The sequence below is a fragment of the Sphingomonas cellulosilytica genome (assembly GCF_052321755.1).
Lineage (GTDB): Bacteria > Pseudomonadota > Alphaproteobacteria > Sphingomonadales > Sphingomonadaceae > Sphingomonas.
This window is the reverse complement of the sequence record NZ_JBQRTT010000006.1, coordinates 60,445-75,996: the sequence shown is the minus strand read 5'-3', so window position 1 is coordinate 75,996 and position 15,552 is coordinate 60,445. Positions and strand designations below refer to the sequence as shown.

Below are 15,552 nucleotides of genomic sequence, written 5' to 3'. Positions count from 1 at the left end.
ACTTTGGAACGCCCGGTATGGCGCCACCCGCCGGTCAGACCATCTCCGCCGCCGCCTGAATCGCCGCATAGACCGCATCCAGATCGGCATCGTCGATGCAATAGGGCGGCATCACGTACACCGTGTTGCCCAGCGGCCGCAGCAGCAGGTCGCGATCGCGGAAGAACGCCAGCAGCCGCGGCCCCAACGCCGACAGATAATCCGCCCCCTCAGGCCCCAGGTCGACCGCCGCGATCGTCCCCAGCGTGCGGCCGTTGCGCACCCCGGAAAGGCGAGCCAGCCGCGCGGCCTGCCGCGCCGCCAGATCGGCGACCCGCGCCAGCACCGGCTCCTCTTCCCAGATCGCGATGTTCGCCACCGCCGCCGCGCAGGCGATCGGGTTGGCGGTGTAGCTGGACGAATGGAAGAACATCCGTGCACGATCCTCGCTCAGGTGCGCGGCATAGATCGGCTCGCTCGCCATCGTCACCGCCAGCGGCACCGCGCCGCCGGTCAGCCCCTTGGACAGGCACAGGATATCGGGCACCACGCCGGCCTGCTCGCACGCCAGCAGCGTGCCGGTGCGTCCCCAGCCGGTCATCACCTCGTCGGCGATGAAGAGCACGCCCGCCCGCGCGCAGATCGCCCGCATCTCGGCCAGCACCCACGCCGGATAGGTCAGCATCCCCCCCGCCCCGACGATCAGCGGCTCGACGATCAGCGCCGCCGGGCCCTCGCGGCACGCCGCCTCCAGCGCATCCAGCGTCGCCTGCTCCGCACCGGCCATCGGGAAGGGGATGGTCGCGACGTCGAACAGCAGCGGTGCATAGGCCTGGTTGAACACGCCGCGCGCGCCGACCGACATCGCGCCGATCGTGTCGCCGTGATAGCCATGCTCCAGCACCAGCAGCCGGTGCCGCGGTTCGCCGCGGTTGAGCCAGTAGCCGAGCGCCATCTTCAGCGCGACCTCGACCGCCGTCGACCCCGAATCGGAAAAGAACACCCGCGTCAGGCTGCCCGGCATCAGCCGCAGCAGCCCGGCGGCGACCGCCTCGGCCGGCTCGTGGCTCCATCCGGCGAAGATGATCTGGTCCATGCTGCCCGCCGCCGCGGCGATCGCCGCCATGATCCGCGGGTTGCGGTGGCCGTGCGTCGTCACCCACCAGCTGGAGATCGCATCGACGATGCGCCGCCCGTCGCGGGTGTGGAGCGCCGCGCCCTCCGTCCGCACCACGGTCGGGATCGGCTCGCCCAGGCCGTGCTGGGTGAAGGGGTGCCAGATCGGCGAACTCATGCGAAATCCTCCGTGCGGAAACCGGCGGCGAATGCCGCGGCGAGGGCATCGGCGTCGAGCGACGCGACACGGTCCAGCCGGCCCAGCCGCCGCACGCCGCCGATCCGCGCGATCGTCGCCTCGCTGTCCTCCTGGCCCGCGCCGTTGAAGGCGATGCCCAGGATCGGCACGCCCCGCGCCCGCAGCGCCTCGATGGAGAGCAGGCTGTGATTGATCGTCCCCAGCGCCGTCCGCGCGACCAGCACCACCGGCGCGCCCCAGCGCGCGAACAGGTCGGCATAGAGCAGGTCGTCCGACAGCGGCACCAGCACGCCGCCCGCGCCCTCCACTACCAACGGGCCATCCACGGTCGGCAACACCAGCCGGGCGGGATCGATCGTCACCCCGTCGATCGCCGCGGCGCGGTGCGGCGAACAGGGCGTCGTCAGCCGATACGCCTCGGGCAGGACCGTGGGCACGCCCAGCCGACGCACCGCATCGCCGTCGCCGCCCTCGTCCAGCCCGGCCTGCACCGGCTTCCAATAGGTTGCGCCCAATGCCGCGGCCAGGGCGGCGGCGAACACCGTCTTGCCCACGTCGGTGTCGGTACCCGTCACCACGATCGTCCGCGTCATGCCAGCACCGTCCCCAATCCAGCGATTCCCGCGTCATCGACGTTGAGCGTGATCGACACGCGCAGCCGCGCCGTGCCCGCCGGCACCGTCGGCGGCCGGATCGCGCGCACGTCATATCCCGCCGCCTGGCAGCGCGCGGCGAGCGCCACCGCCGCTCCGTCCGCGCCGACGATCACCGGCAGGATCTGCGATCCCGTCGCGAGGCCGAGCGCCGCTTCCGCCGCCGCGACCAGCGCCCACAGCCGCGCCTGCCGCTCCGGTTCGTCGACCAGACAGCGCAACGCCTCGCGCGTCGCCGCCGCGACCAGCGGCGACGGCGCGGTGGAAAAGACGAAGCCGCGCGCCCGGTTGACCATCATGTCGCGCAGCACCCGTGGCAGGCAGAGCAGCCCTCCTTGCGTCCCCAGCGCCTTGCCGCACGTGTGCAGCGTCACCACCGAGTCGCTGTCGTGAAGCCCCTCCGCCAGCCCGCGCCCGGCGGTGCCGAACACGCCGGTCGCATGCGCCTCGTCGATCAGCAGCATGCCCTCGTGCCGGGCCGCCAGCGCAGCGAGGTCGGCGAGCGGCGCGCGGTCGCCGTCCATGCCGTACAGGCTCTCGACGGCGATCCACGGCGTGCCGGTGCCGCCCTCGCCGCGCCACCGCCGGATCGCATCCTCGAACGCATTCACATCGTTATGCGCCGCCGCCACCCGCGGCGCGCGGCCCAGCCGCATGCCGTCATGCGCGCTGGCATGGACCAGCGCATCGTGGATCACCAGATCGCCCGGCTGCGGCAGCGTGGCGAAGGCGGCCATGTTGGCGGCATAGCCGGATGCGAAATACAGCGCCGCCTCGCTGCCGAAATGCGCGGCGGCCTCCGCCTCCAGCGCCTCATGCTCGGGATCGTTGCCGCGCAGCAGCCGCGATCCGCCCGATCCGATGCCGACGCCGCGGTCGAGCGCGCCCGCCACCGCATCGCGCAACCGTGCGGAGGCCCCCAGCCCCAGATAATCGTTGGACGCGAAATCGGCGCCCCGGCGGGGCACCAGTCGCCGCAGCCGGTCGGCGGCGTCGAGGCGGGCAAGGTCGTCGCGGTAGAATTGCAGCATCGCCTGCCCTGTAGCGCCCCTGCGGTGGCGCGTCATGGGCGGCGGCTATGCCTTGCGGCGACGACCGCTCTGGCGTTCCACCGCCACGATCCGATACGGGGCGGCGACAAGACAGGGAGTGCGATACGATGCGAAGGGTGATGCTGGCGGCGCTGTTGGCGGCGGCGCTTCCGACGACGGCAGCGGCAACGGCAGGCGCGGCGGCACAACGCGCGCCCGCCACGGCCGCGGCCCCGCGGAGCATCCTGTTCATCGGCAACAGCTTCACCCAGGGCGCGCATTCCGCGGTGCGCAACTGGCATGCCGAAAGCGTCACCGACCTCACCGGCGCCGGCTATGGCGGCGTACCGGCGCTGTTCAAGGCGTTCACCGAACAGGCGGGGCTGCGCTATGCGGTCAGCCTCGAAACGCAGGGCGGCCAGAGCCTCGCCTTTCATTACGAACAGCGCCGCCACCTGATCGACCGGCCGTGGGACGTGGTCGTGCTGCAGGAATACAGCACGCTCGATCGCGAACGGCCGGGTGACGCGACGCGCTACATCCGCGCCTCCGGGCAGCTCGCCTCGCTGTTCCGCGCGCGCAACCACGCCGTCCGCGTCGAACTGATGGCGACATGGAGCCGCGCGGATCAGACCTATCTGCCCGGCGGCCATTGGCACGGGCGGCCGATCGCCGCGATGGCCGACGATCTGCGCAGCGCCGCCGATCGCGCGCGCCGCACCAACCGCGCCGTCGCGGGCGTCATCCCGGTCGGCCAGGCGTGGAACCGGGCCTTCGCCGCGGGCGTCGCCGATCCGGATCCCTATGACGGCATCACCTTCGGCCAGGCGAACCTGTGGTCCTACGACCAGTATCACGCCAGCACCGCGGGCTATTACCTCGAGGCGCTGACCGTCTTCGGCGCGATCACCGGCGTCGACCCGCGCAGCCTCGGCCGCGGCGAGCGCGCCGCCGACGAACTCGGCCTGTCGCCCGATCTCGCGGTATCGCTCCAGGCGGTGGCCCATGCCGAACTCGCCCAGCGCTGACGTTCGGCTACAGCGCGGCGAAGCGGCCCTTCGCCACCGCAGGGCCGGCGCGCGGCGGCCCCAGCCGGCCGTCACGCCCGACCGGCAGTACCGCCATCGCCGGGCTGCGCTCGTTGCCGACCAGCATATCGCCATGGTCCGGACGCAGCAGGAAAAATCGCGGCCAGTCGCCCCCGCAGGCCGCCTCCTGCACCAGCACCGGCCGGCGCGGATCGGCAAGGTCGAATGCGGCGATGGTATCGGGACCGCGATTGGACACGTAGAGCATCCGCCCCGGCGCATCGACCGCGATATGCCCGGCATACACCTTGGCAGGTCGCGCCAGCGTCGGCCGGCTGTCGATCGCGGTGAACATCCCGTCCGTGCCGATCGCCAGCGTCGTCACCCGGTTGGCCAGCTCGCAGGCGAGATAGGCGAGCGGCAGCGTCGGATGCCAGGCGATATGCCGCGGCCCCGATCCCGGCGGCGCGGCATAGGCGATGCGGGTGTCGACGATCCGCCCACGCTCCACGCGATGCGCGAACACCGCATCCGCCCCCAGGTCCACCGCGTAGAGCCAGCGCCCATCGCGGCCGAAGCCCACCCAATGCGCATGCGGCCCCGCCTGCCGTTCCGCATCGGGTCCGCGCCCTTCGTGCCGCACGACCTGCGCCGGACCGGCTACGCCGCGCGCGATCCGGTGCAGCGACACGCTGCCCGCGCCGTAATCCGCCACCGCCGCCAGCCGGCGCGCCGGATCGATCGCCAGGTGCACCGGTTCGCGACCGCCGGTCGCCACGATCGCGCCGAGCGCCCGCCACTCGCGATCATAGCCGCCGAGCCAGCCGCCGTCCCTTCGGCGGAAGAGCGCGAGCCGGCCCGCCCCGTGATCCACCGTCCACTCCAGCCCGGTGCCGATCGCGAGCGGCCGTACCCGGTCGTCCGCGCCCAGTGCAAAGGCGCCGCCGTCGGACGATGCCGCCACGCCGTCGGGCTGCGGCAGGCGCGCCGAGGCCGGCACCGCCGCTCCTGCGACGATGCCGGCGATCAGCTGGCGTCGGTCGATCCAATCAAAAGGCGTAGCGAGCCCCCAGGATGAACTGCCGCCCGCTGTGCGTCAGCACGTTCAGGCGGTTGGTGGCGTCGACATATTGATCGTTGAACTGGTCGGTCAGGTTGATCATCTCGAGGCTCAGCTTCAGCGCGTCGGTGATGTTGTAGCTCACCTGCGCATCGACGTTGGTGGTTTCGTTGGTGCCGTTGTAGCTGTTCCCTTCGGTGCCGGGAACCGCCGTCAGATATTTCGACCGATAGGCGAGCGAACCGCGGATCGAGAAGCGCTTGGTTTCATAGTAAAGCGTCGCATTGGCGGCATTTTTCGACAGGCCGACCAGCGGCTGCGTCACCGTCGCTGAACTGGTGGCGGACAGCAGGTATTTGATGTTCGATTCGACCCGCGTGTAGTTTAGCAGCACGCCGAAATCGCGCAGGAAGCCGCTGAGGAAGGTGAAGGGCTGCTGCACGTTCACCTCGAATCCGCGCAGCTTGCCGCCGCTCGAATTGACCGGCTGGGTCACGGTGAACACGTCGCTCGGCGACGCCGCGCTGCCGGCGAGCAGCGAGGCGGGCAGGCCGAGATCGGCGAACGGCACGTTGACGCTCAGCGTCTGGACGAAGGTGCCGATATCCTTCTGGAATGCCGACACCGCATAAACCGCGCCCTTGGTCGGATACCATTCCAGGCTGGCATCGATATTGTTGGATTCGGTCGGCTTGAGATCGGGGTTGCCCGAGCTGAAGCCGCGGTTGCCGCCCGAGATGTTAAGGTTGCCGCCCGGCGTCAGCGAGGCGATGCCGGCCCGCGCCAGCGTCTTGGCGGCGCCAAGGCGGACGAGCAGCGTATCGGTCAGATCGTAGACGAGGTTCACCGACGGCAGCCAGCGGTTGTAGCTTCGCTCGGCGGCGATCAGGCTCACCGACGTGCCGACGCCGGTATAGCCCGTCGACAGCTGGTTGGTGTGGACGTAGCGCACGCCCGCATCGCCGCGCAGCCGGATGCCGGCGTCGGCCAGGTTGAACTCGGTCATGCCCCACACGCCGGTGTCGCGCTCGCGCACCGTGATATACGATCCGCGCGCCGTCGCATTGTCGAGCCGCCCGACGGCGTAGAGCGGGTTGGTGTAGATGCCGTACAGCTCGGCGAACTTGTCGATATCCGGCACCACCCAGGCGGTCGGCGTGCCGTTGGGCAGGTCGATACCGCGGCCGAAGCCCGAATAGAGCGTCGTCGCTGCCGCGAGTTGCGCCGGGGTCAGCGTCTGCACCACCGTCTCGCCGGCGTTGCGGCGCCCTTCGGTGGAGGAATAATCGAACTGCCGCCAATCCAGCCCCGCCTTCAGCTTGACGAGCGGGCTTGCCGTCCATTCGAGATAGCCCTTGGCGGTCTTGAAGCTGTTGTCGACCGTCTGCGGACGGACACGTACTTCGGAATTGCCGTTGGTGAAGGTGAAGTTGCCGGCATTGGTGACGTCGAACCCGGGCCGGATCAGCGGGAAGCGCGTCGAGAAGTCGTAGACGAAGTTGTTCGAATTGACCGCGTCGATAGTCACCGTCGTCTGCGTCGGGTTGGTGAACTCCGATTTGGCGTAGCCGACCTCGCCGACGAACTTCAGCGCATCGCCGAACTTCTGTTCGAGGTTGGCGGTGCCTTGGTAGAAATCGGTACGCAGGATGTCGTAGCGGCTTTGCGAGCGTACATCGACGTTGTCGAAGGTGCCGCTGATGATGTTGCGGTTCGAATCCACCGTGCCCGAGCGGATGATCGTCTGCGGCTTGCCCGTGCCCGACCGGCTGAAGCTGATCGCCTGGATCTGCCGCTCGGCACGGGTGCCGTCGAGCCGCGAATAGAGGCCGTCGATCGACAGCAAAGTCGCGGGCGTCGGCTGGAACTGCACGGACGCCGCCGCACCCAGCCGCTTCTGGTCGATCGCATAGCTGACGAGGCCGGGAATGCGCGGATGGAACAGCGCCTGGCCGGCATAATCGGTCTGGTTTGCCGCGGCGCCGTAGTTGATCTGGCCGATCGTATAGCCGGCCAGCGTCGAGGCCGGATTGAAGCCGCCGTTGAACCCGCCATAGGTCCAGCGGGTGATGTTGGCGCCCTCTTCGCGCAGCTTGCGCTCTTCATAGGCGACGGACAGCAACACGCCGAAGCGGCCATCGGCGCTGGTCGCGGTGACGAGGCCGGACAGCCGCGGCGTCGCCTTGCGGGCGAGGTCGTTGTAGCTCGCCTGCGCCGAGATCACCGCCGTCGGCTTCTTGTAGTCGAACGGCCGCGCGGTCTGGAGGTCGACCGTCGCGCCGAGCGAGCCTTCCTCGACATCGGCGGTCGCCGTCTTGCGGACGGCGAGGCTGTTGAAGAGGTCGGAGGAGAAGATGTTGAAATCGAAGCCGCGGCCGCGGTTGACGCCGCCCGAATTGTCGGTGCCGCCGGTGGTGCCGATCGCCTCCATGCCGTTGATGCGGACGCGGGTATAATCGGGGCCGAGGCCGCGAACGGAGATGTTGCGCCCTTCGCCGTTCACCCGGCTGATCGCGACGCCGGGAATGCGTTGCAGCGATTCGGCGAGGTTGAGGTCGGGAAATTCGGCGATGTCCTCCGCCTTGATGACGTCGACGGTCGCGGTCTGGTTGCGCTTGATGTTGATCGCGCTCGACAGGCTCTCGCGGAAACCGGTGACGACGATGTCCTGCGCGCCGCCCTCGTCCAGCGCCGGTGCATCGGCGACCGAGGCTTCGGGCGCGACTGCCGGCGAGGCGGGCGGGCTGGCGGTGTCCTGCTGGTTGCCGGCTGCGCGGTTCGCCTTTTCGACATTGGTCTCGGGCGCCTGCTGCGCAACGGCGGGCAGCGCCGCCAGTCCGATCGCCGCGGTGGTCAGTCCCAGCGCGATTCGCAGTCCACGGATGCCGGACATGGCCATCATCGATCCCCTCGTCATGTGCGCCCGACCTGCCGTAACCGGTGCCGGTTCTGTCCTATCGGGGTAGCGCCGTGGCCGATGGCAAGGCCAACCTCAATCCGGCATGGATCGTTGCGCGACGTGCATGGGTAGCCCGACTCCCTCCCTCATCCAGCCATGAAGGGACTGGATCATCCCGCTTTTCGACTTGGACCGCCCGCCCGCCCGCCGCTAGCGTCCCGGCTACGAACCCGCACCAGACGGGTCCCGCCCAAGGAGAGCGCCCGATGACCGCCGCCGCCGTCAAGGCCACCGCCGCCCCCGCAGCAGGCGCGCGCCCGACGCGGGTGCGCCACCGCATCATCGCGCTGATCTTCCTCATCACCGCGATCAACTATGCCGACCGCGCGACCTTCTCGATCGCCGGCACGCAGGCGTCGGGCGAACTCGGCCTGACGCCGGTGCAGACCGGCTACATCCTCTCCGCCTTCGCCTGGGCCTATGTGCTGGCGCAGATCCCCGGCGGCGCATTGCTCGACCGGTTCGGCACCAAGCGCATCTATGCGGGCGCGATCGCGCTCTGGTCGCTGATGACCGCGGCGCAGGGGTTCGTCGGCCTGTTTCCGATCGCCTCGGCGGTCGCGACGCTGTTCGTGCTGCGCTTTCTCGTCGGGCTCGCCGAAGCGCCCTCCTTCCCCGGCAACGCCCGCCTCGTCGCCGCCTGGTTTCCTGGGCCGGAGCGCGGCACCGCCTCGGCGATCTTCAACAGCGCGCAATATTTCTCGCTGGTCGTCTTCGCGCCGCTGATGGGCTGGCTCGCGCACAGCTTCGGCTGGCGATCGGTGTTCTGGGCGATGGGGCTGCTCGGCATCGTCGCCACGCTCGCCTTCCTGCGCTTCATCCACAGTCCGGTCCGGCACCCGGCGATCAATCGCGCCGAACTCGACCATATCGAGGCGGGCGGCGGTCTCGTCCGCATGGAAGAGGCCAAGGCAGGGCCGCGCAGCTTCACGCTCGCCAACGTGCAGCGGCTGCTCGCCAGCCGGATGATGATCGGCATCTATCTCGGCCAATATTGCATCAACGTGCTGACCTATTTCTTCGTCACCTGGTTTCCGATCTACCTGGTGAAGGAACGCGGCCTCAACATCATGGAGGCAGGCTTCGCCGCCGCCGCGCCGGCGCTGTGCGGCTTCGTCGGCGGCCTTGCCGGCGGTTTCGCCTCCGATGCGATCCTGAAGCGCACCGGCAATCTCGACCTCGCCCGCAAGGGGCCGCTGGTCGCGGGAATGCTGCTCGCGACGCTCATCATCGCCTGCGTCTGGGTGGAGGCGGAATGGCTGGTCATCGTGCTGATGGCGGTCGCCTTCTTCGGCAAGGGCATCGCCTCGCTCGGCTGGGCGGTGATGGCGGACGTCGCGCCCAAGCAGCTCGCCGGCCTGTCGGGCGGCGTGTTCAACATGTTCGGCAATATCGCCGGCATCGTGACGCCGATCGTCGTCGGCTATATCGTCGGCGCGACCGGATCGTTCGACTGGGCGCTGGTGTTCGTCGGCGCGCATTGCCTGCTGACCATCTTCGCCTTCCTCGTCGTCGTCGGGCCGATCCGCCGGCTGGAGCTTGCCGCATGACGATCGATCGCCGCCAGCTGCTCGCCGCCGGAGCCGCCGGCGCGCTGCTGCCTGCCGCCGCCCGGCCGCGCCCCGCCACTATGCGCCTCGCGACGCCGATGGCGCCGCCGCGCTGGGCGGTGCTGCAACGCCGGCTGCTCGCCGCCAACGCCGCGGCTTGCGAGGCGTTCTTCGCCAAATATGTCGGCCCCGGCGACGCCTTGCAGGTGTTCGAGCGCTGGGGCGCCAATGATGGCCCCGACGACGCGGCGGAGGCGACCAACGACTGGGTGACGCTGCACGCGCTCGGCGCACCCGACCGGCTGCTGACGCTGGCACAGCGCTTCTGGGAAGGGCACCTCCGGCAATATACCGCCGCGCGCACCGTCGAGGTGCCGATCGCCCGCCAGGGCATGTATTACCGCGAATTCCCGGTGCAGATGGACTGGCAGCACAATAGCGAGGGCCTCACCACCTTCAACGTGATGGGGATGAGCGCACCGCGCGATCCGAAGCTCGTCGAACGCACCCGCCGCTACGCCGATTTCTACACCGGCCGCGATCCCACGGTCGCCAATTACGATTCCCAGGCGCGGATCATCCGCAGCGTCCTCAACGGCAGCCGCGGACCGATGCTGCGCCGGGCCACGCCGCTCGACTGGGCCGGCGACCCGTTCGACACCAGCGCCTTCCACATGGAGCATGGCGAGCAGAATTATGCGCAGACGCTCGCCCATTACGACGAATATGGCGATGTCGTCGGCGACAATCCGCTCAACCTGCAGGCGACGACTCTCGGCCTCAACGCCTATGCGCTCGGCGCGGGCGAGCGGTATCGCGACTGGGCGCTCTCCTATCTCGACGCGTGGATGGACCGCGCCCGCGCCAACGGCGACCTCGTGCCGAGCTTCGCCGCGCTCGACGGCAAGGTCGGCAAGGACTGGTGGCGCGGCGTCTATGGCTGGGGCTTTTCGCCACGGGTGCCGCAGACGGGAAGCCGCGAGAACCGCAACCGCGTGCCGCGGTCGATCACCGCCTTCTACAACGGCCTGCTGCTGACCGGCGACCGCGAATATCTCCACCTCTGGCGGCGGCAGAATGCGCGCATCAACGCGGCGGCAAAGCGGATCGATGGCGTCCTGTCCGCGCCGACCATGTACGGTGCCGATGGCTGGTACGGGTGGAAGCCCGGCCCCTATCGGCAGAGCGGGTTCGAGATCTGGTATGCGACGCAGGACCCCGCCGATCTTGCCGCGGCGGGCGAGCATCCGTGGATCGACTTCCTCCACGGCCGCAATCCCGCCTATCCCGAGCAGGCGCTCGCTGCCGACCTCGACCGCGTCGCCGCACGGGTCAAGTTGCGCGAGGAGGACCGGACGACGCGGATGCAGCGCCTCGCCGACTGGACGATCGACATCAACCCGGCGAGCGCGACCGCGCTCATCCAGACGATGACCGGCGGCCTCCACATCGCCCGCCCGCCCTGGTCGCCGACCAGCCCGCCGCAGGGCGGCGTGCCGCTGCACTGCCGCCTGCGCTATTTCGACGCCGATCGCCGCCGCGCCGGCGTGCCGGAGGATGTCGCCGCGCTCGTCCATGCGCTGGGCGACCGCTCGACACAGGTGACGCTGGTCAACACCGGCGCCACCGCGCGGACATTGGTGATCCAGGGTGGCACCTATGCCGAACACCGGATCGACTCTGTCACGCTGGACGGCGCGGCGCAGACGATCGGTGGTCGCGACCTGACGGTCCGGCTGGAGCCGGGCTGCGGCGCCCGGCTGACGCTGGTGATGACGCGCTACGCCAACCGACCGACCCTCAGCTTCCCCTGGGATCGGTAAGTTGCCGCCTCAATGCTCGTGCGCGGTCGCGCGGATCGCTTCTAGCACGTCGTCGGTCCGCGCCGGATCGCCGATCGCCAGCACATGGCCCACGCTCGCCGCGGTCAGCGGGTCGCCGTTCCAGTCGCACATCCGCCCGCCCGCGCCCTCGACCACCGGCACCAGCGCCGCGAAATCATACAGCTGCAATCCCGATTCGGCGACGATATCGAGGTAGCCGCTCGCCAGCAGTCCGTAATTGTAGCAGTCGCCGCCATAGACCGGCCCCTGCCGCGGATGGCCGCCGGACGCTGCCGCGACGAGCGCCATATAATGCGGCACGTCGCCTTCCGCGAACAGATGCGGGCTGGTGGTGGCGAGGATCGCGCCCTCCAGCTGGGGGCAGGCGCGCGTGCGGGCAGGCTTGCCGTTGAACGTCGTCGGCCGGCCGGCGACGCCGACCCAGCGTTCGCGGCTCACCGGCTGGTCGACGATCCCGAGCAGGGGCCAGCCGTCCTCGACCAGCGCGATCAGCGTGCCGAAGATCGCCCGGCCGACGGTGAAGCTGCGCGTGCCGTCGATCGGATCGAGCACCCACTGGCGCCCGGTTACCCCCGTTTTGGTGCCATATTCCTCGCCGATCACGCCGTCGCCCGGTGCCTCGGCATCCAGCAGCCGGCGCATCGCCGCCTCTGCCTCGCGATCCGCCTTGGTGACGGGGGAATGATCGTCCTTCAGCTCGACGCCGTGCTGGCCACGGAAATAGGGACGGATGGCGGCGCCGGCCGCATCGGCGAGGCGGCTGGCGAGCTGGATGTCGGCGGGGGTGATCGGCATGTGCCGATGCCCTATCGCGCGCAGGGCAGCCGCGCTAGAGTGAGCGCGTTATTCGAGAAGGATCGTCCATGCGCCTGCTGCCCGCCGCCCTCGCCGCCGTCGTCCTCGTCGCCGCTCCGGCCGCCGCCGCAGGCCTTGCCGTCGGGGCGAAGGCGCCGGCCTTCACCACCCGCGGCGCGGTCGCGGGCAAGGTCATCACCGTCGACCTGGCGCAGCAGCTCAAGAAGGGGCCGGTGGTGCTGTATTTCTTCCCCGCGGCCTTCACCGGCGGCTGCAATGCCGAGGCGCATGCCTTCGCCGAAGCGGTGCCGGAATTCCAGAAGGCGGGGGCGACGGTGATCGGCATGTCGGCGGACGACGTGCCGACGTTGCAGCGTTTCTCCAGCGAAAAGTGCGCGGGCAAGTTCGCGGTGGCGAGCGCCGGCCCCGCCGTCATCAAGAATTACGACGTGGCGCTGAACGCCGGCGGCCGGGCGCTGACCAAGCGGACCAGCTACGTCATCGCGCGCGATGGCCGCGTCGCCTTCGTGCACGACGACATGAATCCGGCGCAGCACGTCGCCCTGACGCTGGCCGCCGTCCGCAAGCTCGCCCATTCCTGACGCAAGCGCAACGCTACAATAACCTATAGGGCATATACTCGCGGCTGGGATTGAAGGGTGGGGCATGCGCGGGCCGTTCGCAGCGAGAAAGGACGAAAAGGGCGATCTGTTCTCGCGGATCGGTGCCTTCCTTGCCGATCAGGGCCTTGGCCCCGAGCCGGCGCACTATAACTTCGCCTATGACGTCATCACCAATCCGGGTGGCGCCATCGCCCAGGCGGTCGCGCGGCTGACCGATGGCGGCGTCCGGCTGAGCCGGTCCGATATCGAGAAGCTGGGCGGCACCGTGGTCGTCGGCGCCCGTGTCATGGAGGCGCCGCCCGCGCCCCCCCAGCGCGGCCTGCCCGATTACGCGGCGCAGATCGAGGACGAGGCGGTCGAACTGGTCGCCGCCACCCAGGCGCAGGTCGACGATTTCGCGACGATGATGCGGGCCATGCAGGACGAGACGCGCGGCTTCGGCCGCGACCTGGAGCAGAGCGCCGCGGCGATCGGCCGCAACGTGCCGCAGCCCCAGGCGGCCGCGGGACTGGACGAGATCGCCCGGATCACCGGATCGATGCTGAGCCGCATCCGCGAGGCGGAGGTGCGGCTGGCGCATGCAACGGACGAGGCGGATTCGCTGCGCGCCAAGCTCGCCGAGGCGAACGATACGGCGCGCCGCGACGCGCTGACCGGCCTGCCCAACCGGCGCGCCTTCGATGAGGCGTTCGCGATCCGCCGCGATCGTGACGGGCCCTTCTGCCTCGCCGTCTGCGATATCGACCGGTTCAAGCGGATCAATGACGCGCATGGCCACCCCGTCGGTGATCGCGTGTTGAGTGCCGTCGGCCGCACCCTGGCCGACGAATGCGACGACCATCTGGTCGTGCGCCACGGCGGCGAGGAATTCGCGGTGCTGTTGAAGGGCATCGATCTCGCCGATGCCGCAGCGCATCTGGACGGCGTGCGCGGCATGATCGCGGCCAAGCGGTTCCGCGTGCGGGAAAGCGACCAGCCGCTCGGTCAGGTGACGCTGTCGATCGGCGTCACGGCGGTGCAGACTGGTGAGATGATCGCCGATGCCTTCGATCGCGCCGACCGGCTGCTCTACACCGCCAAGAGCGGTGGCCGCGATCGGGTATGTGCCGCCTGATACTGGCGGAAAAATCGCACCGCTGCTGGCGAATTCCACCAACCCTTCGGCCTTCGATTACCTAAACCGTTGTTTTTCAGCACCTTAAATGAATTGGCACGGTGGCTGCAAAGCCTTTGGCATCGGAGGCGAACGGTTCGCTCCCGATGACCAAAGGGAACCAGATCATGTTCATCCGCTTCGAACTCGCACAGCGCGCTGCCGTCTCGGTCGTTGCCGCCCTCGCCTTCGCCGCCGTCGCGATCAGCGCCGCCGTCCCCGTCATGCCGATCGCCTGACCGCCCCGACCGACGGAGCATATCCGATGTATCGCAGCCTCTTCCTCGGCGTCGCCGCATTCGCCACGACCATCCTCGTGCTCGCCAGCCAGGGCGGCACCATCGCCGGCTGACGCCGGTCGACGGGCAGGCCCGGCGCGAGGTCGCCGGGCCGCCGCCCTTCCTCAGGCCGTCTGTGCCGCCCCGACCGGACCGACCGGCGCATCCTCACCCCGGCTATAGGTGCCGATCAGCACGCCGGCGGCGAGAACATGCCCCGCCATCGCCTCCAGCACCGCCGCACGACCCGGCGTCTCGCCGGGATCGCCAGCCTCGCCATCCAGCGCGAACAGCTGGAACGCATAGCGATGCGTGCCATGCCCCGTCGGCGGATCGGGCGGCAGCCAGCCTTCGCGAAAGTAGGAATTGCGCCCGACATCGCCCTCGGGCGTGCCGGCACCGTCCCCTACGATCGCCCCTTCCGTCAGCCGCAATTCGCCGGGCGTCATGCCCCAGACGATGGCATGCACCAGCGGCTGCGGCGCCGGCGCATCGGCGTCCTCCACCAGCAGGGCGAGACGCGCCGTACCGGCCGGCGGCGCCGTCCACAGCAGCGGCGGCGACACGCCCTCGCCATCCGCAGTGAACCGTTCGGGCAGCCTTGCGCCGTCGGCGAAGGCCGGGCTGGACAGGCCCAGCGCCGGCAGTCCGGTATCGAGGCCGAGGCGCACGATGCCCAGCCCGTCCATGCCCGCCCGCACGTCGCCCAGCGCCCGGCCCAGCCAGGCAGGAAGGTGTTCGAGCATCGTTCTACTCCTGCGGGCAATCGCCGGGGCGGGTGACCGGTGCCGCTCCTGCCGCAAACCAGCGGCTGGTGGCGCCCATCGTGGCGGCATCGTGATAGCAGGCCGCGCCCTTCGTCCCATCGGGCGCGACCAGGAACGTCCAATCGTGATCGCCGCAATTGTGCGGTTCGCAGCCGTGCGCGGCGATGCGGCCGTCGGCGGTGCGGAAGATCGGCACCGTCACCGCATCGCGCGTCGTGAAGCGGCGCCGGATGTCCTCGTCGCCGACCGCATCGATCAGCGCGCGCGACACCTCGGTGCGATCGTAGAAGCCGACGCCATCGACCGCGTCGCCGGGATATTTGCCGACATAGGCGGTGATCGGATTGCTGTGCTCCTGCCCCGGCAGCGGCTTGGGCGGCTGCGTCGGCGGCGGCACGAAGGCTGCGGCGGCACTGTCGTTGGCAGCGGTGTCGGCACGCTTGCCGCTGCCGCAGGCGGCAAGCAACAGCGCGGGCAGCAGCAACGGGGCGAGGTATAGGGCACGCATGAAGCGGGA

14 protein-coding genes are annotated in these 15,552 nt (G+C 69.8%); 6 read left to right on the top strand and 8 right to left on the bottom strand.

Annotation, left to right across the window (positions count from 1 at the left end; genetic code table 11):
* Nucleotides 1-34: 34 nt before the first annotated feature.
* The 3 genes from ACTZQ5_RS11055 to ACTZQ5_RS11045 are packed head-to-tail and all read right to left on the bottom strand — an operon-like array spanning nt 35 to nt 2,978.
* Entirely contained in the window at nt 35-1,273 is a 1,239-nt protein-coding gene (locus tag ACTZQ5_RS11055; RefSeq protein WP_443585243.1) for an adenosylmethionine--8-amino-7-oxononanoate transaminase, read from the bottom strand.
* Complete coding sequence (gene bioD, locus ACTZQ5_RS11050) at nt 1,270-1,887, bottom strand: dethiobiotin synthase (RefSeq protein ID WP_443585242.1); 618 nt, start codon at nt 1,885-1,887, stop codon at nt 1,270-1,272. The genes ACTZQ5_RS11055 and bioD overlap by 4 nt, the downstream gene beginning before the upstream one ends.
* Nucleotides 1,884-2,978, bottom strand: a complete 1,095-nt coding sequence (locus ACTZQ5_RS11045; protein WP_443585340.1) for an 8-amino-7-oxononanoate synthase — start codon at nt 2,976-2,978, stop codon at nt 1,884-1,886. The genes bioD and ACTZQ5_RS11045 overlap by 4 nt, the downstream gene beginning before the upstream one ends.
* 128 nt (nt 2,979-3,106) lie before the next feature.
* Between ACTZQ5_RS11045 and ACTZQ5_RS11040 the strand changes: the two genes are divergently transcribed.
* Nucleotides 3,107-4,006, top strand: a complete 900-nt coding sequence (locus ACTZQ5_RS11040) for a DUF4886 domain-containing protein (RefSeq protein WP_443585241.1) — start codon at nt 3,107-3,109, stop codon at nt 4,004-4,006.
* A gap of 7 nt (nt 4,007-4,013) precedes the next feature.
* Here ACTZQ5_RS11040 and ACTZQ5_RS11035 read toward each other — a convergent pair whose 3' ends face one another.
* Together ACTZQ5_RS11035 and ACTZQ5_RS11030 are read right to left on the bottom strand one after the other, a co-directional pair.
* Nucleotides 4,014-5,006 (bottom strand): lactonase family protein, encoded by a 993-nt coding sequence (locus ACTZQ5_RS11035; protein WP_443585240.1) that lies wholly within the window; start codon nt 5,004-5,006, stop codon nt 4,014-4,016.
* A 49-nt stretch (nt 5,007-5,055) separates the two neighbouring features.
* Nucleotides 5,056-7,968 (bottom strand): TonB-dependent receptor, encoded by a 2,913-nt coding sequence (locus tag ACTZQ5_RS11030; RefSeq protein ID WP_443585239.1) that lies wholly within the window; start codon nt 7,966-7,968, stop codon nt 5,056-5,058.
* A 263-nt stretch (nt 7,969-8,231) separates the two neighbouring features.
* Between ACTZQ5_RS11030 and ACTZQ5_RS11025 the strand changes: the two genes are divergently transcribed.
* Nucleotides 8,232-9,575, top strand: coding sequence for an MFS transporter (locus tag ACTZQ5_RS11025; protein ID WP_443585238.1), 1,344 nt, complete (start codon nt 8,232-8,234; stop codon nt 9,573-9,575).
* A complete protein-coding gene (locus ACTZQ5_RS11020; RefSeq protein WP_443585237.1) occupies nt 9,572-11,398 on the top strand; it encodes a DUF8034 domain-containing protein in 1,827 nt (608 codons plus the stop codon). The genes ACTZQ5_RS11025 and ACTZQ5_RS11020 overlap by 4 nt, the downstream gene beginning before the upstream one ends.
* A gap of 9 nt (nt 11,399-11,407) precedes the next feature.
* Here ACTZQ5_RS11020 and ACTZQ5_RS11015 read toward each other — a convergent pair whose 3' ends face one another.
* Entirely contained in the window at nt 11,408-12,214 is an 807-nt protein-coding gene (locus tag ACTZQ5_RS11015) for an inositol monophosphatase family protein (RefSeq protein ID WP_443585236.1), read from the bottom strand.
* A gap of 68 nt (nt 12,215-12,282) precedes the next feature.
* Between ACTZQ5_RS11015 and ACTZQ5_RS11010 the strand changes: the two genes are divergently transcribed.
* From ACTZQ5_RS11010 to ACTZQ5_RS11000, 3 genes are all read left to right on the top strand, one after another.
* Nucleotides 12,283-12,816: a peroxiredoxin gene (locus ACTZQ5_RS11010; RefSeq protein WP_443585235.1), complete on the top strand. Its 534-nt coding sequence runs from the start codon at nt 12,283-12,285 to the stop codon at nt 12,814-12,816.
* 64 nt (nt 12,817-12,880) lie between these two features.
* A complete protein-coding gene (locus tag ACTZQ5_RS11005; protein WP_443585234.1) occupies nt 12,881-13,951 on the top strand; it encodes a GGDEF domain-containing protein in 1,071 nt (356 codons plus the stop codon).
* A gap of 146 nt (nt 13,952-14,097) precedes the next feature.
* A complete protein-coding gene (locus tag ACTZQ5_RS11000) occupies nt 14,098-14,229 on the top strand; it encodes a hypothetical protein (RefSeq protein WP_443585233.1) in 132 nt (43 codons plus the stop codon).
* 164 nt (nt 14,230-14,393) lie between these two features.
* On the opposite strand, the gene ACTZQ5_RS10995 is transcribed toward ACTZQ5_RS11000, so the two are convergent.
* On the bottom strand, nt 14,394-15,014 hold the full coding sequence (locus ACTZQ5_RS10995; protein ID WP_443585232.1) for a YbhB/YbcL family Raf kinase inhibitor-like protein: 621 nt from the start codon (nt 15,012-15,014) through the stop codon (nt 14,394-14,396).
* Nucleotides 15,015-15,018: 4 nt separating this feature from the next.
* Complete coding sequence (locus ACTZQ5_RS10990; RefSeq protein WP_443585231.1) at nt 15,019-15,543, bottom strand: Ivy family c-type lysozyme inhibitor; 525 nt, start codon at nt 15,541-15,543, stop codon at nt 15,019-15,021.
* Nucleotides 15,544-15,552 lie beyond the last annotated feature (9 nt).